General features: G+C 72.7%; 16 protein-coding genes. 8 read left to right on the plus strand and 8 right to left on the minus strand.

Annotated features, from left to right (window positions below; all coding sequences use genetic code 11):
• Window positions 1-13 precede the first annotated feature (13 nt).
• Together adhE and ACFQ87_RS32870 are read right to left on the minus strand one after the other, a co-directional pair.
• A complete protein-coding gene (gene adhE, locus ACFQ87_RS32865) occupies window positions 14-2,677 on the minus strand; it encodes a bifunctional acetaldehyde-CoA/alcohol dehydrogenase (RefSeq protein WP_380614542.1) in 2,664 nt (887 codons plus the stop codon).
• 179 nt (window positions 2,678-2,856) lie between these two features.
• Complete coding sequence (locus ACFQ87_RS32870) at window positions 2,857-3,735, minus strand: universal stress protein (protein ID WP_380614543.1); 879 nt, start codon at window positions 3,733-3,735, stop codon at window positions 2,857-2,859.
• Between the two features lie 214 nt (window positions 3,736-3,949).
• On the opposite strand from ACFQ87_RS32870, the gene ACFQ87_RS32875 reads away from it, so the two are divergent.
• Window positions 3,950-5,635 (plus strand): GAF domain-containing protein, encoded by a 1,686-nt coding sequence (locus ACFQ87_RS32875; protein WP_380614559.1) that lies wholly within the window; start codon window positions 3,950-3,952, stop codon window positions 5,633-5,635.
• A 58-nt stretch (window positions 5,636-5,693) separates the two neighbouring features.
• Here the strand turns inward: ACFQ87_RS32875 and ACFQ87_RS32880 are convergent, their stop codons facing one another.
• From ACFQ87_RS32880 to ACFQ87_RS32895, 4 genes are all read right to left on the minus strand, one after another.
• Complete coding sequence (locus tag ACFQ87_RS32880; RefSeq protein WP_380614544.1) at window positions 5,694-6,077, minus strand: pyridoxamine 5'-phosphate oxidase family protein; 384 nt, start codon at window positions 6,075-6,077, stop codon at window positions 5,694-5,696.
• A gap of 106 nt (window positions 6,078-6,183) precedes the next feature.
• On the minus strand, window positions 6,184-6,885 hold the full coding sequence (locus ACFQ87_RS32885; RefSeq protein WP_380614545.1) for a response regulator: 702 nt from the start codon (window positions 6,883-6,885) through the stop codon (window positions 6,184-6,186).
• Window positions 6,886-7,406: 521 nt separating this feature from the next.
• Window positions 7,407-8,054 (minus strand): hypothetical protein, encoded by a 648-nt coding sequence (locus ACFQ87_RS32890; protein ID WP_380614546.1) that lies wholly within the window; start codon window positions 8,052-8,054, stop codon window positions 7,407-7,409.
• 53 nt (window positions 8,055-8,107) lie between these two features.
• Window positions 8,108-8,986, minus strand: a complete 879-nt coding sequence (locus tag ACFQ87_RS32895) for a universal stress protein (protein WP_380614547.1) — start codon at window positions 8,984-8,986, stop codon at window positions 8,108-8,110.
• Window positions 8,987-9,386: 400 nt separating this feature from the next.
• On the opposite strand from ACFQ87_RS32895, the gene ACFQ87_RS32900 reads away from it, so the two are divergent.
• Genes ACFQ87_RS32900 through ACFQ87_RS32920 form a run of 5 tightly spaced genes read left to right on the plus strand, consistent with a single transcriptional unit; the run spans window position 9,387 to window position 14,995 of the window.
• Complete coding sequence (locus ACFQ87_RS32900) at window positions 9,387-10,910, plus strand: amino acid permease (RefSeq protein WP_380614548.1); 1,524 nt, start codon at window positions 9,387-9,389, stop codon at window positions 10,908-10,910.
• A gap of 18 nt (window positions 10,911-10,928) precedes the next feature.
• Window positions 10,929-12,152 (plus strand): arginine deiminase, encoded by a 1,224-nt coding sequence (locus ACFQ87_RS32905; protein WP_380614549.1) that lies wholly within the window; start codon window positions 10,929-10,931, stop codon window positions 12,150-12,152.
• 24 nt (window positions 12,153-12,176) lie between these two features.
• A complete protein-coding gene (argF, locus tag ACFQ87_RS32910) occupies window positions 12,177-13,181 on the plus strand; it encodes an ornithine carbamoyltransferase (protein ID WP_380614550.1) in 1,005 nt (334 codons plus the stop codon).
• 2 nt (window positions 13,182-13,183) lie between these two features.
• Window positions 13,184-14,179, plus strand: coding sequence for a carbamate kinase (locus tag ACFQ87_RS32915; RefSeq protein ID WP_380614560.1), 996 nt, complete (start codon window positions 13,184-13,186; stop codon window positions 14,177-14,179).
• A 27-nt stretch (window positions 14,180-14,206) separates the two neighbouring features.
• A complete protein-coding gene (locus tag ACFQ87_RS32920; protein WP_380614551.1) occupies window positions 14,207-14,995 on the plus strand; it encodes an HPF/RaiA family ribosome-associated protein in 789 nt (262 codons plus the stop codon).
• Between the two features lie 274 nt (window positions 14,996-15,269).
• On the opposite strand, the gene ACFQ87_RS32925 is transcribed toward ACFQ87_RS32920, so the two are convergent.
• Window positions 15,270-16,859, minus strand: coding sequence for an oleate hydratase (locus ACFQ87_RS32925; protein WP_380614552.1), 1,590 nt, complete (start codon window positions 16,857-16,859; stop codon window positions 15,270-15,272).
• 250 nt (window positions 16,860-17,109) lie between these two features.
• On the opposite strand from ACFQ87_RS32925, the gene ACFQ87_RS32930 reads away from it, so the two are divergent.
• Window positions 17,110-19,494 carry a phosphoketolase gene (locus tag ACFQ87_RS32930; RefSeq protein WP_380614554.1) on the plus strand — a complete coding sequence of 795 codons (2,385 nt, stop codon included), beginning with the start codon at window positions 17,110-17,112 and terminating at the stop codon, window positions 19,492-19,494.
• Between the two features lie 324 nt (window positions 19,495-19,818).
• Window positions 19,819-19,965 (plus strand): hypothetical protein, encoded by a 147-nt coding sequence (locus ACFQ87_RS32935; RefSeq protein ID WP_380614556.1) that lies wholly within the window; start codon window positions 19,819-19,821, stop codon window positions 19,963-19,965.
• A 250-nt stretch (window positions 19,966-20,215) separates the two neighbouring features.
• Here the strand turns inward: ACFQ87_RS32935 and ACFQ87_RS32940 are convergent.
• Window positions 20,216-21,058: ABC transporter permease subunit (locus tag ACFQ87_RS32940; RefSeq protein WP_380614557.1), on the minus strand; the 843-nt coding region annotated here is incomplete at its 5' end.

Raw genomic sequence — 21,058 nt, forward strand, 5'->3', positions numbered from 1 at the left:
TCGGTGTCCTCTCTCAGGCCTGGTCGCCGTAGTAGGCCTGGCGCATCAGCTGCTGCATGTCGGCGAGCATCGGCATCCGGGGGTTGGCGGGGGCGCACTGGTCCTCGTAGGCGTTCATGGCCTGCTGGGGGAGGGCCGCCAGGAATGCGGCCTCGTCGACGCCGGCCGCCTTGAAGGAGCGCGGGATGCCCGCCCTGTCACGCAGGTCCTCTACTGCCGCCGCGAGGGACTCGACGCCCTGGTCGGGGGTGACGGCTGGCAGGCCGAGCATCCGGGCGATGGCCTGGTAACGCTCGGGGGCGGTGTAGCTCCGGTACTTGGGCCAGCCGGTGACCTTTGCGGGGGCGGAGCCGTTCCAGCGGATCACGTGCGGCAGCAGCAGGGCGTTGGTGCGGCCGTGGGCGATGTGGAAGGTCGCGCCGAGGGTGTGGGCCATGGCGTGTACGGCGCCGAGGAAGGCGGAGCCGAAGGCCATCCCGGCGATCGTGCCGGCGTTGTGCATCCGCTCGCGGGCGAAGGGGTCGTCCGGGCCGTTCAGTACCGCGCGCTCCAGGTTGTCGAAGATCAGCCGGATGCCCTGGAGCGCGAGTCCGTCGGTGAAGTCGTTGGCGTAGACGGACACGTAGGTCTCGATGCAGTGGGTGAGCGCGTCGAAGCCGGTGTCCGCGGTCACGTGCTTCGGCAGGCCTGTGGTCAGCGTCGGGTCGACGATGGCCACGCTCGGGGTGAGCGCGTAGTCCGCGAGCGGGTACTTCTGACCGGTGGCGGTGTCGGTGATCACCGCGAAGGGGGTGACCTCGCTCCCGGTGCCCGAGGTGGTCGGGACGCACACCAGCTTCGCCTTCTCACCGAGGTCGGGGAAGGTGAAGGCGCGCTTGCGGATGTCGAAGAACTTCTCCTTCAGGTCCGCGAACTCGACCTCCGGGTGCTCGTACATCAGCCACATCACCTTGGCCGCGTCCATCGGTGAGCCGCCGCCCAGCGCGACGATGGTGTCCGGCTCGAACTCGCGCATCAGGGTGGCGCCCTTGCGTACGGTGTCGATGCTCGGGTTGGGCTCGACGTCGTCGACCACCCGCACCTCGACCGGGTCGCGGCGGCGGTCGAGCACGCCCCGGATCCGCTCCAGATGGCCGATGTCCACCATGGTTCGGTCGGTCACGATGACGATGCGGTGCGCGCGGGGCATGCTCGTCAGGTACTTGATCGAGTTGCGTTCGAAGTAGATCTTCGGCGGGACCTTGAACCACTGCATGTTGGTGTTGCGTCGCCCGATCCGCTTGATGTTGACGAGGTTCAGCGCCGAGATGTTCCCGGAGACCGAGTTGTGTCCGTAGCTGCCGCAGCCCAGGGTCAGCGAGGGCGTGAAGGCGTTGTAGACGTCGCCGATGCCGCCCTGCGAGCTGGGCGCGTTCCAGATGATCCGGCAGGCTTTTACCGCGTGCCCGAACTCCTCGACGAACGCCGCGTCCTCGGTGTGCACCGCCGCCGAGTGCCCGAGGCCGTTGAACTCCACCATGGCGGCGGCCAGTTCGACGCCTTCCGTGCGGGAGCGGGCGGTGAGTACGGCCAGGACCGGGCAGAGCTTCTCCCGGGTCAGCGGCTCCTCGGGCCCGACCCGCTCGCAGTCGACGAGGATCACCGAGGTCTGCGCCGGCACCTCGAAGCCCGCCGCCTCCGCGACCTGCGCCGCCGAGCGGCCCACCACCTCGGCGTTCAGTCGGTCGCCGGCGCACGCCGTACCGTCCCCGGCCCCGAACAGGTACCGCTCCAGCAGCACCTTCTCGTCGGCGCTCGCGTGGTGCGCCTTCAGCTTTCGGAACTCGGCGAGCGCCGCCTCCCGGATCTCCGCGTCCAGCACGACGGCCTGCTCGGAGGCGCAGATCATGCCGTTGTCGAAGGACTTCGACAGCACGATGTCGTTCACCGCCCGCTTCAGGTCCGCGCTCCTCTCCACGTACGCGGGGACGTTGCCCGCGCCGACGCCCAGGGCCGGCTTGCCGCAGGAGTACGCGGCCCGCACCATCGCGTTGCCGCCGGTGGCCAGGATGGTGGCGACGTCCGGATGGTTCATCAGGGCGTGGGTGGTGGCCATCGAGGGTTCCGCGATCCACTGGATGCAGTGCGCCGGGGCGCCGGCCGCCACCGCCGCGTCCCGGACGATCCGGGCCGCCTCGGCCGAGCAGCGTTGGGCCGACGGGTGGAAGGCGAACACGATCGGGTTGCGGGTTTTGAGCGCGAGCAGGCACTTGAAGATCGTGGTGGAGGTCGGGTTGGTCACCGGGGTGATGCCGGCGACCACCCCCACCGGCTCGGCGATCTCCACGATGCCGTCGATCTCGTCGCGGTTCACCACCCCGACCGTCCTGGTCCGGGCCATCACGTGGGTGACGTTCTCGCAGGCGAAGACGTTCTTCACCGCCTTGTCCTCGAAGACCCCGCGCCCGGTCTCCTCCACGGCCAGCACTGCGAGCCCGGTGTGCTCGGCCAACGCTGCCAGCGAGGCCTTCTTGACGATGTGATCGACCTGTTCCTGGGTGAACGAGGCGTACGCGGCCAGCGCTTCGAGTGCGTTCCGCACCAGCCGGTCGACGGCGGTGGGCGGCTGGGGCGTGAGGCTGGGAAGGCTGTTGCTCGCGGGAGTCGCCTTCGGCTCGTGTTGCGGGCGACGTGCCATGGTGGACTACCTCTCCGGATCATCGTCCGAGCTCAGGGCGCCGGGCGGGTGCCGTGCGCCTTCTCCTCAAGGCTTCCTCGTACGGCGCGCCGGGGGATCCGACCAATGGGACCCGCTTTCGGCCGAAGGTCCCGGGCCCGGCGCGCGGTTGGTCCCGCGGCCGGGACCCGGTGGACGGTTCAGTCGTGCGGTACGACGGCGACCGGGCTATGGACGTGGTGGAGCACCGACTGGGCCACCGCCCCCAAGCGGGGTCCGGCCATCGGATGCTTGGGAGCCCGTCGGCCGAGGACGACCAGCGAGGCGGTGCGGGAGGCCTCCACGAGCATCCTGCTCGCGCTCCAGGCGCACACCTCTGCCTCGGTACGGACCTTGGGGAACTTGTCCTGCCAGCGTGTCAGGGCGTCCTGCAGTCGCACCTGTTCGGCGGCCGCCAGGGACTCCCTGATCTCCCGCTGGTCCACCGGCGCCGCCGTCGCGTACGGGCCGCGGAAGGTGTCCCGGCTCTCCATCACCCGTAGGGCGGCGCCGGTGCCGGCCGCGTGCTGGAAGGCGAAGGCGAGCACCGCGTCGCACGGCCGGTCGCCCTCGACGCCCACGACGACGGGTCCGGGCGCCGCGGCCGGTCCGTCCGTCCCGGTTCCTCCGTCCGAGTCGGCGCGGACCAGCACCACCGGGCAGGCTGCGCGGGCGGTGGCGCGCAACCCGACCGAACCGACCAGGAGGTCGGCGAAGCCGCCCAGGCCGCGCGAACCCAGCACCAGCATCGTGGCCCGCCGGGCGGTGGCGGCCAGCGCGTGGGCCGGGTTCCCGGGGATGATCTCGCAGGAGACCGCCAGGTCGGGCAACTCGGCCGTGATCCGGTCCCGAATCTCGGCCACCGGGCCCGGCAGCGCGCTGCCGCCGCCGAGGTCGGGGTCGAGCGCGTCCACCTCGCCGCCGGCGACATGGACCATCCGCAGCGCGAGCCCGTTCCGGCGGGCCTCAAGGGCAGCCCACTCGACCGCCGCCGCACTCTGTGCCGAGCCGTCGATCCCCACCACCACACTGTGCGACATCTCTGTGACCTCCCTGGTCGGCGGAGGACCGCGACACCTGTAGGCGCGGTCCCGTCCGGCGACCAGACTCCCGCCGTGCCGGCGGTCGGCCACAGGGGCCGAGCAGCCCCACCCCGGTACCGAAGGTCCCGGAATCCGGTGGCCGTCTGCGAGAATCGGCCGCGACTTCGGCGAGGAGGAGGGGCCCGTGAGCGGCGAGACGGTGCGGTCACGGATGCCGCAACTGCGGTTGGACGAGCTGTTGGAGGAGCTTCAGGCGCGGATCGACGCGGCCCGGGGCACCCGGGACCGGGTGCACAGCCTGCTGGAGGCGGTGCTGTCGGTCGGCCGGGAGCTGGATCTGACGCAGGTGCTGCGCAGGATCGTGGAGGCGGCGGCGGTCCTGGTGGACGCCCGCTACGCGGCGCTCGGGGTGATCGGGCCGGACGGGGAGACGCTGTCGCAGTTCCTCACGGTGGGCCTGTCGGAGGAGGAGATAGCCCGGATCGGCCCGTACCCGACAGGGCGGGGCCTGCTGGGCGAGCTGATCCGCCACCCGGCGCCGCTGCGGCTGGAAGACCTGTCCGCGCACCCCTCGTCGTTCGGGTGCCCGGCGCACCACCCCGTGATGCGGACCTTCCTGGGCGTGCCGGTGCGCGTGCGCGAGGAGGTCTTCGGCAACCTCTATCTGACCGACAAGCAGGGCGGCGAGCAGTTCGATGCCGATGACGAGGCGGTGATCTCCACGCTGGCCGTGGCCGCCGGGGTGGCAATCGACAACGCCCGGCTGTACGAGGAGGCCCAGCGCCAGCAGCGCTGGCTGAGCGCGAGCGCGGAGATCACCCGCGCCCTGCTGTCCGGGGGGTCGCGATCGGAGGTGCTGGAGCTGATCGCGCAGCGGGCGCGGGAGATCACCGGTGCCGACCTGGCCGACGTGTCCGTGCCGGTGGTCGGGACGGAGACGGTGCGGGTGGAGCTGGCGCTGGGCGGGGAGACGGGCGCCCGGGCGGGATCGGTGGTGCCGCTGGAGGGGTCGCTGTCGGGTGAGGCCTGTGCCTCGGGGGTGCCGGTGACCACGGCGGACCTGGCAGGCGATCCGCGGCTGTCCGCGGGACCGAGTCGGTTCGACGGGCTCGGGCCGGCGGTCGCGGTGCCGCTGGGCCGGGCCGAGGGGCAGATCGACGGTGTGCTGCTGCTGGCGAGGGAGGCCGGCGCGTCCGAGTTCACCGACCGGGAGATCGGCCCGTTGCTGGGCTTCGCCGACCAGGCCGCGCTGGCGCTGGAGCTGGCGGCGCGCCGCCGGGACGTCGAACAGCTGGCGATGCTGGAGGACCGGGACCGGATCGCCCGGGACCTGCACGACCTGGCCATCCAGCGGCTGTTCGCCACGGGGATGACGCTGCAGAGCGCGGCCCGGGTCATCGACCATCCCGGCGCCTCGGACCGGGTGCTGCGTGCGGTGGGGGACCTGGACGAGACCATCAAGATCATCAGGTCGACGATCTTCGGCCTGCGGGCGCGGGAGGAGAAGGGCGGCCAGGGCCTGCGGTCGCGCGTGGTGCGGGTGGCCGAGGAGGCGCAGGCCGCGCTGGGCTTCCCGCCCAGGCTGAGCATGGAGGGCCTGCTCGACACGGACGTGCCCACGGAGGTGGCCGACCATGTGGTGGCGGTCCTGGGAGAGGCGCTGAGCAACGCGGCCCGGCACGCGCGGGCCGGGCGGGTGGAGGTGGTGCTGCAGGCGACCGGGTCGCGGGTGGTGCTCACGGTGCAGGACGACGGGGTGGGCATCCCGGAACAGGGGCGGCGCAGCGGGCTGCGCAACCTCGCGGAGCGGGCCGAGACCCTGGGGGGCGTTTTCGAGCTGGCCTCTCCGGAGACCGGCGGCACCAGGCTGTCCTGGTCGGTGCCGCTGGAACACTGACCCGGCCTCTCGGCACCGCGTTCGTCGTGCCGTCCGCCGGCTGGAGGTGGTGATCCGGTCAGCGTTGGACCAGGCGGGTCGGCGGGAACAGGCGGCCGCTCACCAGCTCGGGAAGGATGCGGACGGTGACCGTGTCGGTCGGACCGGTTGCCGTCCGGTCGGGTGTGACCTCGACGCGGCCGAGGACGGTCACGCTCCAGCCGGTGCCGTCTGCCGCGTCGAGCTCCCCGGCTTCGAAGGCCACCAGCGCGCCGGAGACCGCTCGGACCAGCTCGGAACCGGCGATGGCGCTCAGCAGCACGCTGCCGTCGGCGCCGATCCTGTACTGGGTGGGTTGAACGGCGGGCAGGGCACCGAGGGTGTAGACGACCCGGCCGACCGAGAGGCCGGCGAGGAGCCGTCGGCACTCTCGCCCGTCCAGCGGCGTGGTGTCAGGTGTCATGGCATCGATGGTGTCGCCGCATCGGGCGCCGGGGGAGGGGTCGTTGGTCCCCGGCGAGGATGCCGACCGGACCTGGTCGGTGGGGCCGGTGTCCCGGGCGGCCGGTTCAGCGGCCGGGCCGGCCGGTCGGCTTCCCGTGGGTGGCCAGGGTCTGGGTGGCGATCAGGGCGGCCTGGACGCGCCGTTCCACGCCGAGTTTGGCCAGCAGGCGGGAGATGTGGTTCTTGACGGTCTTCTCGGCGAGGTAGAGCCGCTGGCCGATCTGGCGGTTGGTGAGTCCCTCGCCGACCAGGGCGAGGACTTCCCGCTCGCGTTCGGTGAGCTGGGGCAGGTCGGAGCTCTGTTCGGTGACGGCGTCGCCGCGCAGGCGGGCCATCAGCCGGGTGGCGGCGCCGGGGTCGAGCATCGACTGGCCGGAGGCGACCGTGCGCACGGCGGGGACCAGGTCGGTGCCGCTGATCTGTTTGAGGACGTAGCCGGCGGCCCCGGCCATGATGGCGTCCAGGAGTGCCTCCTCGTCGTCGAACGAGGTGAGGATCAGGCAGACCAGTCCGGGCATGCGGGAGCGCAGTTCGCGGCAGACCGTCACGCCGTCGCCGTCCGGCAGCCGCATGTCGAGGATGGCGACGTCGGGTCGGAGCGCGGGGACCCGGGCGAGGGCCTGCTCGACAGTGGCGGCCTCGCCGATCACCTGGAGGTCCGGCTCGGCCTCCAGCAGGTCGTGCACGCCCCGGCGGACCACCTCGTGGTCGTCCAGCAGGAACACCGTCACTGAGCCGCTCGTCCCGGCCGCCGGACTCTCCGTCATCACCGCTCCAACCCCGTGGGCCCGCCCTGGTGGCAGGCCGCGTGAAACCTCCACGAAGTCTGGCGTGACCGGGGGCGGTTTCGATAGGGCCGTCCGGCCCTACCTCGGCCGGGACGCCGGGGCGGCCGGGGACAAGGCGGGCGAAGCGAGGAGCGCGGGATCCGGTACGTCACACCGGTCCGGGGTCTCCGCGTCGGGAAGCAGCCGCACCACCGGCTCCCGGCCGAAGTGCACTGCGGCGGCGCGGGGGTTGAAGAGCGCCGCGCCGACCGAGACGTGCAGCGCCCTGGCATCGGGATCGGTCCGGGGCAAACCGTGGACCGGGGCGGAGTACACCTCGAACGCCGGGGTGTCCTCGTCGAAGCGGAAACGCCACGGCTGGGTGTTGTGGATGGACGGTGCGGCGCACGCGGCGGCGACGACGGCCCGTGCGATGTCACCGGTGGTGTCGGGTTGGTCGGGCGCGGTCTTCCTTTCGGGGGCACCGGCTTGGGGAGGGGGAACCGTGCTGTCGTGTCCGGTCAGCCGTGATGGTCGCCGCGCGGTTCACGGCCGCTCCACACGGGCTCCGACCGGGCCCAGGACCGCGTCCACGCCAGGTCGGCCCGACGGTCGAGGGCGCTCAGCCTCGCGCAGAGCCCCGCGGAGGCGAGAACGCTGAGCAGACCGAAGAGGAACAGGCCGAGGCACACGGCGTCGGCCACGAGGTCGGCGGTGCTCGGGGGTGCGGCGGTCGGGCGGCCGTTCTGGTCGACCCAGATCCCGACGGTGGCGCCGGGCCCAGTGGTCCGGGGGACGTCGATGCTGCCGGTGTTGCGCTGGTCGCCGGGGTAGGTCCAGGCCGCGTCGGCGCGATAGACGGCCTTCCCTCCGACGACGGTGGATTCCGCCTTCCGGATGGAGCCCTGCACCAGGGCGTCGACGCGGTGCAGGCGGGCGGCCGTGGCCTCGGCCTGTCGCTGGCCGTCCGCGAGATGGGTGACGGCGGCCCCGGTGCCGAGGAGTGCCGCGAGCGCGATCCCGAGGGCGGTGAGCACCACCGCCCGGCTCCGGGCCCGGTCGAGGGCACGGCCGAGCGGATTGCGCTCCAGGCCGAGAGCCCGGCGCAGGTGGCCGCACGGCGGTGCGGGCGGGCCGGCGGGCCGGGCGGGGCGGTGGGTGCTGGACACGGTCGTGCTCCTTGTCGCTGCTCGGGTGGGCGATGGCGAGGGGTGCGCACGGCTCACGGGCGGGGGACCACGACGACCGGGGCCGCGCAGTGGTGCAGAACGGCGTGGGCCACCGGGCCGAGGCGCGGCCCCAGGCGGTGACGGGTTTCCCGCCGGCCGACGACGACGAGGTCGGCATGGGTGGACGCCTCCAGCAGGGCCCGGGCTCCGCCGCCGAGGCGGATGTCTTCGACGATGTCGACACCGGGGTGCTTCGCCCTCAGGCCGGTGAGGACCGGGGAGATCAGGGCCGTTTCGACGGCCTCCTGCTCCACCGGGTCCACCAGGGGCGGCATCAGGCCCCCGTAGGCCCAGGCGGGCACCAGGTCCCACCCGTGCACGACGCGCAGCCGGCAGCCGCGCAGCTTTGCCTCGGCGACGGCGAACTCGACGACGGCGTCGCCGGGTTCACGGCCGTCGAGACCGACCAGCACCTCCCGGGTCGCCTCGACGGCCGCGGGCCGCTCGGTGGGTGCCTGTCCGGAGCGGACCAGCACCGTCGGGATGGACGTGCCCGCTGCCACCGCGAGTCCCACCGAGCCGACCAGGAGGCCGGCGAACCCGCCGAGCCCGCGGGACCCGAGCACCAGCAGCTCCTGCCCCTTCGCTGCGGCGATCAGCCCGTCGACCGGATCGTCCGAGATCACCGCGACCTCCACCGGCAGGTCCGGGTCGTCGTGCCGGATCCGGTCGCCGATCCCGCGAAGCGCGTCCAACGCCCTCGGCCGCAGGTCGCCGGGCCGCGGGACGTTCTCGTTCCCGGCGTCGAGCCACGGCCAGGCGTGCAGCAGCCGGAGCGCGCAGCCCCGGCGGCGGGCCTCCGCGGCCGCCCACAGGGCCGCGGCCTCGCTCTGCGGCGATCCGTCGATTCCGGTCAGGACACAGCGCGTCATGGTGGTTCCCCCTCGTGAGATCAAGGCATCGGGCCCGGACGGCCGCCGCCCGGCATGCCATCGAATCTCCCGCCCGGGCGCCGGGCGGGAGAAGGGACCGAAGGGACCGGCCGCTGGGCCGGTGGTCCCGGTCACGACAGCGGTGGTCCCGGTCGCGAGAGCGGCGGGCCGTGCGCCCGGGTGCGGTACCTCCTCGTGTCGACCGCGACGGGGCGGGGCCGGGCCCCGGTGGTCCCGGTCCGGGCCGGGACCACCGGGCGGGCGGACCGGGACCGCGGGCACGGGGGACAGGGACCGTCGGCCCCTGGGGCGGAGCCGCTCGGCGGACCGAGGATCTTCATCGGCGAGCGATGGGCAAGGCCCCCGCCCCGGACTTCCACTCTGACCGAGGAGCACCCTCATGTCCGCACCCGACCACTCGGATCGACGGGCCGCCGCAGCGGCCCCGGGGCAACGGAGAACCGACACGCGCTTCGGGCTGCCCGCCGCGACCGCGCTGGTCGTCGGCAGCATCATCGGGACGGGGGTGTTCGCCCTGCCGTCCGCGCTCGCGCCCTACGGGCCGATCGCCCTGGTGGCGTTCGTCGCCGTGACCGTCGGCGCCCTCGCACTGGCGGTGGTGTTCGGGCGGCTGTCCGAGCGGGTGCCGGGCAGCGGCGGCCCGTACGTCTACGCCCGGGAGGCGTTCGGCGAGTTCGCCGGGTTCCTGACCGCCTGGTCCTACTGGATCACCGCGTGGGCGGGCAACGCGGCCATCGCGGTGGCCTGGGTCGGCTACGTCGAGGTGTTCGTCAACAAGGGCCACCACACCTGGGCGTCGATCACGATCGCGCTGGCCGGGCTCTGGCTGCCCGCGGCCGTCAACCTGACGGGCGTGCGGAACATCGGCGCCTTCCAGGTGGTCACCACCGTCCTGAAGTTCCTGCCACTGGGCTTCATGGCGACCGCCGGACTGCTGTTCGTCAAGTCCGGTAACTTCGGGGCCTTCAACGCGAGCGGGGGGTCGGCCCTCGGCGCCGTCTCGGCGGCGGGCGCCATCGCCCTGTTCAGCTACATCGGCCTGGAGACCGCCTCGGTCGCCGCCGGCCGGGTCCGGGACCCGAAGCGCAACGTGCCCCGGGCGACCGTGTACGGCACGCTGGCCTGCGCGGCGATCTACCTGCTCGGCACCCTGGCCGTCTTCGGCACCGTCCCGCACGCCCAACTCACGGGCTCCACGGCACCGTTCACCGACGCGTTCAACACCATCGCCGGTGGCACCTGGGCCGGGAACCTGGTCGCCGCCGCCGCGATCGTCTCCGGCCTCGGCGCACTCAACGGCTGGACGCTGATCTGCGCCGAGATGCCGCTCGCCGCGGCCCGGGACGGACTGTTCCCCTCCGCCTTCGCCAAGGCCCGGGGACAGGGCCAGGTACCCGTCTTCGGCATCGTCTCGGCCACCCTGCTCGCCTCGCTGCTCACCGTGGTCAGCTACACCCAGTTCACCAAGGTCTTCACCGAGATCGTGCTGCTGAGCGTCCTGACCGCCGTCATCCCCTACCTGGTGTCCGCGGCCGCCCAGCTGCTCTGGCTGGTGCAGCACGGCCGCGCCGAGCTCGACCGGCGGCGCCTGGCCCGGGACGTCACCGTCACCGCCCTCGCCCTGGTGTTCTCCTACTGGTCGATCCAGGGCAGCGGCTACCAGACCGTCTACTACGGCTTGTTCACCATCCTGGTCGGCATCCCGGTCTACATCTGGCTCAAGCGGGAGCGGAGCGGGAACGGCACGGCCCCGGCGGCACCCTCCGGCCCCGGCACGGCCGACCCCGCGCTGCCGGCCCACACGTCCGCCCCCGCACCGGTGGCCCACCCCGCCCGCACGGCACACCCCGTCGGCCTGCCGACGATCATCCTCCGCGCGCTGCGCCCGCGGCACCAGCACTGAGAACAAGGAGCACCACCGATGAGCACCCTGCGTGTCGACTCCGAAGCCGGCCGCCTGCGCCAGGTCATCCTGCACCGCCCCGGTCTCGAACTCGCCCGGCTCACCCCCCGCAACGTCGACGATCTGCTGTTCGACGACATCCTGTGGGCCAAGCGCGCCCGCGAGGAGCACGACGCCTTCGCCCAGGTGCTGCGCGACCACGGCGTCCGCGTCCACCACTACGCCGACCTGCTCGGCGAGACCCTCGCCCTGCCGCCGGCCCGGGCCTGGCTGCTCGGACAGATCATCACCGAGGCCACCGTCGGGCCCGTCCTGGTCGACCCGGTCCGGGCACTGTGCGAGGACCTCGACGGCCCGACCCTCGCCGAGTACCTGATCGGCGGCGTCCTCAAGGACGACCTGCCGTTGAAGAGCCCGCACAGCCTGGTCTGGAGCGTCCTGGGGGAGCAGGACTTCGCCCTGCCGCCGCTTCCCAACCACCTCTTCCCGCGCGACAACTCCTGCTGGATCGGCCGGCGTTACAGCCTCAATCCGATGGCGAAGCCCGCCCGCCGCCGGGAGACCCTGCACACCGCGGCGATCTACCGCTTCCACCCGCTGTTCGCCGAGACCGCGCCCCCGCTGCTGGACGGCACCGTCCAGGCCCCGGGCACCACCCTGGAAGGCGGCGACGTCCATGTCCTCGCCGAGGGTGTCGTGATGGTCGGAATGGGTGAGCGCACCACCCCGCAGGCCGTGGAGACCCTCGCCCGGCAGCTGTTCCTGACCGGCACCGCGCACCGGCTGATCGCCGTCCGGCTGCCCGAGAGCCGCGCCTTCATGCACCTGGACACCGTCCTGACGATGATCGACCGGGACGCCTTCGTCGTGTACCCGGGCCTGGCCGACAGCCTGCGCTCCTGGACCCTGACACCTGCCCCCGAGCGCCCGGCCGGCTTCGACGTACGGCCCGACGCCGACCTCGCCGGCTCACTCGCCGAGGCCCTCGGCCTGGACAAGGTGCGCTTCCTCTCGGCCGAGCAGGACGTGCGCGCCGCCGAGCGCGAGCAGTGGGACGACGGCAGCAACTTCCTCGCCCTCGAACCCGGCGTCGTCGTCGGGTACGAGCGCAACACCACCACCAACACCTACCTGCGCAGGCAGGGCGTCGAGATCGTCACCATCGCCGGATCCGAGCTCGGCCGGGGCCGCGGTGGCCCGCGCTGCATGAGCTGCCCCATCCAGCGCGACCCTGCCAACTGACCACCCCACAAAGGAGAAGCCGCCATGACCACCGACCTTCACGGCCGCCACTACCTCGACGAGCTCGACTTCACCGCCGCCGAGATCCACCATCTGCTCGACCTCGCCGCCGAGCTGAAGGCCGCGAAGCGGGCCGGCACCGAGACGCCCCGGCTCACCGGCCGCCGCCTCGCGCTGATCTTCGAGAAGAACTCCACCCGCACCCGCTGCGCCTTCGAGGTCGCCGCCGCCGACCAGGGCGCCACCACCACCTACCTCGGGCCGGACAGCTCCCACATCGGCCACAAGGAGAGCGTCGCCGACACCGCCCGCGTCCTCGGCCGGATGTACGACGCCATCCAGTACCGCGGCTTCGACCAGGGGACCGTCACCGAACTCGCCCGCCACGCCGGAGTGCCGGTCTACAACGGCCTCACCGACGCCTGCCACCCCACCCAGAGCCTGTGTGACGTCTTCACGATGCGCGAGCACAGCGGTCGGCCGCTGCAGGAGATCTCCTTCTGCTACCTCGGCGACGCCCGCAACAACACCGCCAACTCGCTGATGACGATGGGGAGCCTGCTCGGCATGGACGTCCGGATCGCCGCGCCGCGCGCACTGTGGCCGCAGCCGGAGCGCGTCGCCAGGTGCCGGGCGCTCGCGCTGGACAGCGGGGCCCGGCTGACCGTCACCGAGGACGTGACCGAGGCCGTGCGCGGCGCCGACTACCTCTACACCGACGTGTGGGTCTCGATGGGCGAGGACCACGACCACTGGCCCGACCGCATCGCGCAGTTGCTGCCGTACCAGGTCAACGCCAAGACCCTCGCCGCGACCGGCAACCCGGACACGGCCTTCCTGCACTGCCTGCCGGCCCTGCACGACACCCGCACCGACCTCGGCGCCGAACTCGCCACCCGACACGGGCTCGACGGCCTCGAAGTCACCGACGAGGTCTTCGAGTCGCCCGCCTCGCTGGTGTTCGACCAGGCCGAGAACCGCATGCACACCATCAAGGCGATCCTGGTCGCCACCCTGGGGAGGGAATGACCGTGCGCATCGTCGCCGCCCTCGGCGGGAACGCCCTGCTCCAGCGGGGGGAACACCCGGACGCCGAGGTTCAGTTGCACCACGTCCACCAGGCGGCCCGCTCGCTCGCCGAGCTCGTCGAGGCCGGGCACGAGGTGGTGATCACCCACGGCAACGGCCCGCAGATCGGCCTGCTCGCCGTCGAGAGCGAGACCGACCCGGCGCTCACCGCGCCGTACCCGTTGGACGTGCTCGGCGCCCAGACCCAGGGCATGATCGGCACCCTGCTCGCCCGGGAACTGATGAACCGGCTCCCCGGCCGGGAGGTCGCCGCCCTCGTCACCCACACCGAGGTCGACCCGCACGACCCGGCGTTCACCCACCCCACCAAGTTCATCGGCCAGCAACTCGGCGCGCAGCAGGCAGAGACCCTGGAGCGCGAGCGCGGCTGGACCACCGCGCCGGACGGCGCGCACCGCCGCCGCGTCGTCCCGTCGCCCGAACCACGGGCGGTGCTCGAAGCGCCCGTCGTCCGTCGCCTGCTGGCCGGCGGAGCGGTGGTGATCTGCGGGGGCGGCGGGGGCGTCCCGGTCATCCGAGACCACGACACCGGCCTGCTCCGGGGCGCCGAGGCCGTCGTCGACAAGGACCTCACCGCCGCCCTCCTCGCCGAGCAGCTCGACGCCGACGCCCTGCTGATCCTCACCGACGTCACGCACGTGTTCACCCGCTTCGGCGCCGCCCACCCCCGCCCGCTGGTGACCACCACACCCGAGCGCCTGCGCGCGCTGGACCTGCCCGAGGGCTCGATGCGGCCCAAGGCCGAAGCCGCCGCCGCGTTCGCCGAACGGACCGGAGGCCTGGCCGCCATCGGCCCGCTCGACAACGCCCTCGGCACCGTCCTGGGCACCACCGGGACCACCGTCCGCGCCGCCCTGAACGGCGGGGAGAAGGGCCCCAGGGCCCTGCCGGCGGGACGTCCGGCCGACGACGGTGCCTCCCGGCACCCGGCAGTCTGAAACCACATCCGAAAGGCAGGACTCCTGATGAACCGTCCGCACACGCCGATCGCCCACGACATTCAGGTCGAGACCCGGGGCGAGGTGTCCCTCGCCGCGCCGGACTACGCCAAGGCGAAGTTGCTGGCCGTCGTCGAGCGGCAGCACGAGCCGGTGCTCGCGGCCCGGGTGAAGCTCACCCAGGAGAGCAACCACGCCGTCGTCAAGCCCGCCATCGCCCAGGCCGTGGTGGACCTCAACGGCCGCCCGGTCCGGGCCCAGGTGGCGGCCGCGACCATGCAGGAGGCCGTCGACCTGCTCCAGGACCGACTGACTCACCGGCTCGCCCGGGTGCGGCAGCACCGCGACTCCCACCGTCACCGCGCCCCGGCCGGCCTCGGAGCGTGGAACGAGGAGGAGGCCCGCGAGCACTGCCCGCGCCGGCGAGGCCTGGCGCCGGAGGAGCGGCGGATCGTGCGGCACAAGGCGTACAGTCTGCCCAGCCAGAGCGCCCGGGCCGCCGTGTTCGAGATGGAGGCCATGGACTACGACTTCCACCTGTTCACCGACGCCACCACCGGCTGCGACAGCGTCGTCTACCGCGACGAGCGCGCAGGCGGGCACCGCCTGGCCACCGCCGGGCCCGCCGGCGAGCCGGAACCGGGGCTCACCGTGAGCACCGCCGGGGTGCCGGAACTGGCGGTGGCCGAGGCGGTGTCGAGGCTCGACCTCACCGGGTTGCCGTTCGTCTTCTTCACCGACACCGCCACCGGGCGGGGCAACGTCCTCTACCACCGCTACGACGGCCACTACGGCCTCATCACGCCCGCGCGGTAGCGGCTGGAGGAGCCGCGCCGAGGACGTGGAGCCGGGGACGGGTGAGACCGTCCCCGGCTCGCGCCGTTCCGGAACCCGGAGCAAGGACCCGGCGCCGGCCGTACGGAGCGCTCACCCCGGGGAGGCGCCGCAGTCGGCCGTCGGGCCCTCACCATGCACATCCACCACCGCCGGCACCCCGCCGGACCGTACGGGGGCAGGAGAAAAGGCGGTGGGCCCCACGTCTTCGGGGGGCCCACCGCCTGCGAGGGGTATCCGGTCAATGGGACGGGGCTCAGCCGAAGGCGGTCTTCAGGGCCTGGAACGCCGTCTTCGGATCGAGCAGGGCGTGGTGCACCGGCGGGACGGGCAGGTCGAGGCCGAGCAGCCGGTAGACGGCGTGCATGGCGCCGCGTACCGAGTACTCGACGGTGAACACCACGTCCTCGGGGATCTCCACGTACTGCCCGAGGAAGGCGAAGTTGCGGGCGCCGTGCGGGATCACCAGCGGACGGTCGCTGACGTCGCGCCGTGCGAACTGGCTGGTGATGTAGGGCATCATCACCGTGGTCACGGCGGTGGTCGCGCGGACCTCGTCGGCGATGTCGTCGAAACCGAGCTGGCCGAGCAACTCGTCCAGGACCTCCCGGCCGGTCGACTCCGCCATGGCCTTGCCGGTGTGCTCGCCCGGGGCGTCGATGAACAGCCCGTAGCCCCACAGGGTGAACACGTCCTCGGGCTGGCCGTCGAAGTGCGGAGGGCGAGGCACGACGATCGACATCAGCCACGGCGAGTCCTTGAAGGTCATGAGAGCGCCAGTGCCGGGGGCGTTGCCGCTGAACTCCTCGATCCGCTCGATCAGGGCGGGGCTGCGCATCGTCAGGGTGAAGGACTCCCAGGCGGCTTCGGCGATGTTGCCGTTGAAGACGGCGGGCCGGCCGAGGCCGGGGGCCTTGCGGGAGAGCGTCTCCCACAGGGCCCATCCGCCGTCGCGCTTGTCCCGGACCAGCTCGGGCACGGTGTCGTCACCGCCGTAGGCGGCGTCCGCGGTCATCGAGCCGAGCGTGATCAGCGCCAGGTCCGACGCCGCGAGTTCGACGCTCTCCGGACGGCCGTCGCGGACCAGGTGAAGGCGCCGAGCGCGACGGATCCCGTCGTTCTCGGTGAAGTCCACATCGGTGACCCGAACGCCGTGCTCGAACCGCACACCGCGCTCGATCAGCCACCGGGTGAGCGGGCGCACGATCGAGTCGTACTGGTTCAGCCGCGTGCGGCGGACCCCGGAGAGGGTGTGGATGCGTGGGAACTCCTGGACGAAGCGCAGGAAGTAGCGCTTGAGCTCGATCGCACTGTGCCAGTTCTGGAACGCGAACGTGGTGCGCCACATCGCCCAGAAGTTCGTGGCGAAGAAGTGCTCGGAGAAGAAGTCGTCGATCCGGCGGGCGCCGATCACCGACTCCGGCAGCGCCAGCAGCCGGGCCAGTTCGATCCGGTCGCGGGTGTCCAGGCCGAGCTGGGAGGCGTCGAGGACGCGGTGCTCCCGGTCGATCAGACGGGCCTTCGCATCCGTCGGCCACTCCTGGTTGAAGTCGAGGATCTCCTGGCGCACGCTGGTGTCCGGGTCGTCCAGGCTGGGGATGGTCTCCAGCAGGTTCCACAGGCAGGTGTAGGCCTCCTCCTCCAGCATCCGCCCGCCCCGGGTGACGTAGCCCCGCTCGGCCGCGCCGTGCCCGTCCAGCGAGCCGCCCGCGAGCGGGCGCTCCTCCAGGACGTGGATGTTCGTGCCGGGGAACTCGCCGTCCCGGATCAGGAAGGCGGCTGCGGCGAGCGAGGCGATCCCGTCTCCCACCAGGTAGGCCCTGGTCTCGCGAGTGCTGTCGATCATGTTCCGTCCAGGGTGTCGGAGAGCGGCGTCGTGCGGCGCGCCTGCACCGATCGGCAGGCTCCGCCAGCCTCCGTCCTCGGGGGGGCGCCGGCCCAGGGCCGGGCAGCCCGGGAACGCAGGGCCACAGGTCCTGTCCGTCCGGTCCCGACGTGCCCCGACCGGCCCTGTACGCCATCGCGTCCCGGCGGTGACGATGGTGCCGAGCGCGGCTGCCGGGTGCCGCGCCCGACGACCAGAGGAGACCTCAGCCATGTCCGTCACCCCGTCCCCTGCGCCCGCAGCCCTCTCCGGCCAGGAGATCCAGGAGCTGGACGCGCACTGGCGGGCCGCCAACTACCTGGCGGTCGGCCAGATCTACCTGATGGCCAACCCACTGCTGCGCGAGCCGCTGCGGCCCGAACACATCAAGCCCCGCCTGCTCGGCCACTGGGGCACCTCACCCGGCCTCAACCTGGTGCACACCCACCTCAACCGGATCGTCAAACAACGGGATCTGGAAGCGATCTGCGTCTGGGGCCCGGGCCACGGCGGACCCGCCGTCCTCGCCAACTCCTGGTTGGAGGGCAGCTACACCGAGACCTACCCCGACGTCACCCGGGACGCCGAGGGCATGGCGAAGCTGTTCAGGCAGTTCTCCTTCCCCGGCGGCGTGCCCAGCCACGTCGCCCCCGAGACCCCGGGCTCGATCCACGAGGGCGGGGAACTCGGTTACGCGCTCTCCCACGCCTACGGCGCGGCCCTGGACAACCCCGGCCTGCTGGTGGCCTGCGTGATCGGCGACGGCGAGGCCGAGACCGGCCCGCTCGCCGCCTCCTGGCACAGCAACAAGTTCCTCGACCCCGTGCACGACGGCGCCGTCCTGCCGATCCTGCACCTGAACGGCTACAAGATCGCCAACCCGACCGTCCTCGCCCGCCTGCCCGAGGACGAACTCGACGCCCTGCTTCGCGGCTACGGGCACGACCCCCTGTACGTGTCCGGGCAGGACCCGCTGGCGGTCCACCAGGCCATGGCCGCCGCCCTGGACACCGCAGTGGAGAGGATCGCCGCGATCCATCGGGCCGCCCGGGAAGACGGCGCCACCGGGCGACCCGCCTGGCCGATGATCGTGCTGCGCACCCCCAAGGGCTGGACCGGCCCGGCCCAGGTCGACGGTGTCCCCGTCGAGGGCACCTGGCGCGCCCACCAGGTGCCGCTGGACCAGGTCCGCGACAACCCCATCCACCTCGCCCAACTGGAAGCCTGGCTGCGCTCCTACCGGCCCGAGGAACTGTTCGACACCGTCGGCCGTCCGGTGTCCGGGGTGCTCGCCTGCATCCCCGACGGCACCCGCCGCCTGGGTGCCAACCCGCACACCAACGGCGGCCTCCTGGTGCGCGACCTGCCGCTGCCTCCCCTGGAGCGCTACGCCGTACCCGTGGACAAGCCCGGCGCCACGCTGCACGAGCCCACCCGGATCCTCGGCGACCTCCTCGAACGAGTGATGGCCGCGACCGCCGATCGCCGCGACTTCCGCCTCGTCGGCCCCGACGAGACCGCCTCCAACCGCCTCCAGGCCGTCTACGCAGCCACCGGCAAGGCATGGCAGGCCGATACCGTGCCCACCGACGAACACCTCGCCCACGACGGCCGGGTGATGGAGATCCTCTCCGAACACACCTGCCAGGGCTGGCTGGAGGGCTACCTCCTCACCGGACGGCACGGCCTCTTCTCCTGCTACGAGGCGTTCGTCCACATCGTCGACTCGATGGTCAACCAGCACATCAAGTGGCTGCGCACCACCCGGCGGATCCCCTGGCGCGCCCCCATCGCCTCGCTCAACTACCTGCTCACCTCCCACGTCTGGCGCCAGGACCACAACGGCTTCTCCCACCAGGACCCGGGCTTCGTCGACCACGTTCTGAACAAGAGCCCCGAGGCCGTGCGGGTCTACTTCCCGCCGGACGCCAACACCCTGCTCGTCACCGCCGACCACGTCCTGCGCAGCCGCGACTACGTCAACGTCGTGGTCGCCGGCAAGCAGCCGTGCTTCGACTGGCTCACGTTGGACGAGGCCCGCGTCCACTGCGCCCGCGGCGCCGGCGTATGGGAGTGGGCCGGCACCGACGACGGCACCCGCGAACCGGACGTCGTCCTCGCCTGCGCCGGCGACGTCCCCACCCAGGAAGTGATCGCCGCGGCCGGCCTGCTCCGCCACCATCTGCCGGACCTGGCGGTGCGGGTGGTGAACGTGGTCGACCTGGCCCGGCTGATGCCCGCCGAGGAGCACCCGCACGGGATGCCCGACGCCGAGTTCGACGCCCTGTTCACCCGCGACAGGCCGGTCATCTTCGCCTACCACGGCTACCCGTGGCTGATCCACCGTCTGGCCTACCGCCGGGCCGTCCACCCGCAGCTGCACGTGCGCGGGTACAAGGAGTCCGGCACCACCACCACGCCCTTCGACATGGTGGTCCGCAACGACCTCGACCGCTACCGCCTGGTCATGGACGTCATCGACCGCACCCCAGGCCTCGCCGTACGGGCGGCCGCCGTCCGGCAGCGGATGGCCGATCAGCGCGCCCGACACCACGACTGGATCCGCGAACACGGCACCGATTTGCCCGAGGTCGCAGACTGGACCCAGGGTTCCTGACCGAGGATCAGAGGGCCGTCATCGATCAGGGACTCCCTGGCGGAGGCGGAGCTGGTGCGCCTCCAGGACGCGCCGGCTCGTGGGCGGGACAAGTTCCCCCAGGTCCGTGTGGCGGCCGAGGCCACCTCCCGCCACGCGGGCGGGGCGCTCGTCGAGGCCTCCTGAGGAGCCTCGCTCGTCGTGCTGGGGCGGCGGACCCCCGGACGCCAGGCGGCCGTCGCCTACGGCCGGCGGGCGGGTTCACCGCGAGGGCATGCGGATCGGCCGACCGCCATGGAGCGCGGTCGGCCGGGTGCGCTGTCGGGGCGTTCAGCGGAGCCAGGCGTGGTCGCGGACGACCGGGAGTGCGGCCCAGCGGTGTCCGAGGCCCCAGGTGTTGCCGGCTCCCGTGGCGGCGAGCGCGATGAGCAGCAGGGCGTAGACGAGGTGGTAGTCGGCGACCGGATTGCCTTGGCCATCACGGTCTCCTGAACTCTCGCTCTGCGCAGCCGGGTTGCCGATCGGCCGGTGGTGGTCGCCAACCCGGCGCGCCCCGGCCCCCGGTGGGGCCGGTGGTAGAAGCTTCGGGTCGGCTGGGCGCCCGGGTCTGTGGGGCGTTGGTCACCCCTCAGGGATCGACGGTCCCGGCCGTCCGGGGTCCTGCGGCCCCGACGGGCCGCACCGCGCCCGGCCGCGGGAAAGGCCTCCTGCCTGCCGAGGCTTCGGGTGCGGGATCACGCCGTCATGGCGCCAGGTCCCGGCGGAGCAGCAGCGGGGCGGCGGTTCCCAGGCCGGCGACGCCGACGGCCAGGAGTACGGTGAGCGGGCCCCAGGGGAGGGTGCCGTGGGCGAGGGCGTCGCCCGGCGTGTAGTAGTGGAACGGGCTGAGGTAGCGCAGCGGTTCGGCCGGGGACCAGGCCAGGGCGACGAAGTTGAGCGCGAAGCCGGCCGCACCGAGGGCCACGGCCGCACCGATCACGTACGCCCGCCGCCGGCTGAGCGCGGACACCGCCAGCACCGGCCCGGTCAGGCAGAACGCGAAGGCGCAGCCCAGCAGTCCGGCGGTGAACACCCCGCTCTCCGGGACCGCGTCGCGCAGCTTCGGCGAGACGGCCACCCCGAGCGCGACGGTCAGCGTGGCGGCCGCGTTGAGCAGCACCGAGGCGGCGATCAGCGCGCCGGCCCGTTCGGCGAGCAGCCGGCGCCGGGAGAGCGGACGGGTCATCAGCAACTCGATGGTGCCGGACTCGACGTCGGCCGCGACGGCGGCGGCGCCGAGCGAGCCGATCACGGTGAGCTGGAGCGCGATCCAGAACGGGTGGGTGAGCCCGGCGCCGAGCAGCCCGGGGTAACTGGCGATGGAGACATCGCTGTTGGAGCCGCTGAAGGCCTTGAACGCGCCGGGCGGGGTGCGGCGGGCGCCGAACAGCTCGGTGGGCGGGACGGTTCCGGCGATCACCACGATCAGCGTCTCGAAGACGACCATGCCGAGCAGCAGGGTGGTCAGCATCCGGCGCCGCCGGTGCAGGGCGAGCCAGACCAACGGGAGGCGGCGGCTGACGGTGCCGGGGGTCATCGTCCGCCC

It is taken from the genome of Kitasatospora sp. NPDC056531 (assembly GCF_042794375.1).
Lineage (GTDB): Bacteria > Actinomycetota > Actinomycetes > Streptomycetales > Streptomycetaceae > Kitasatospora.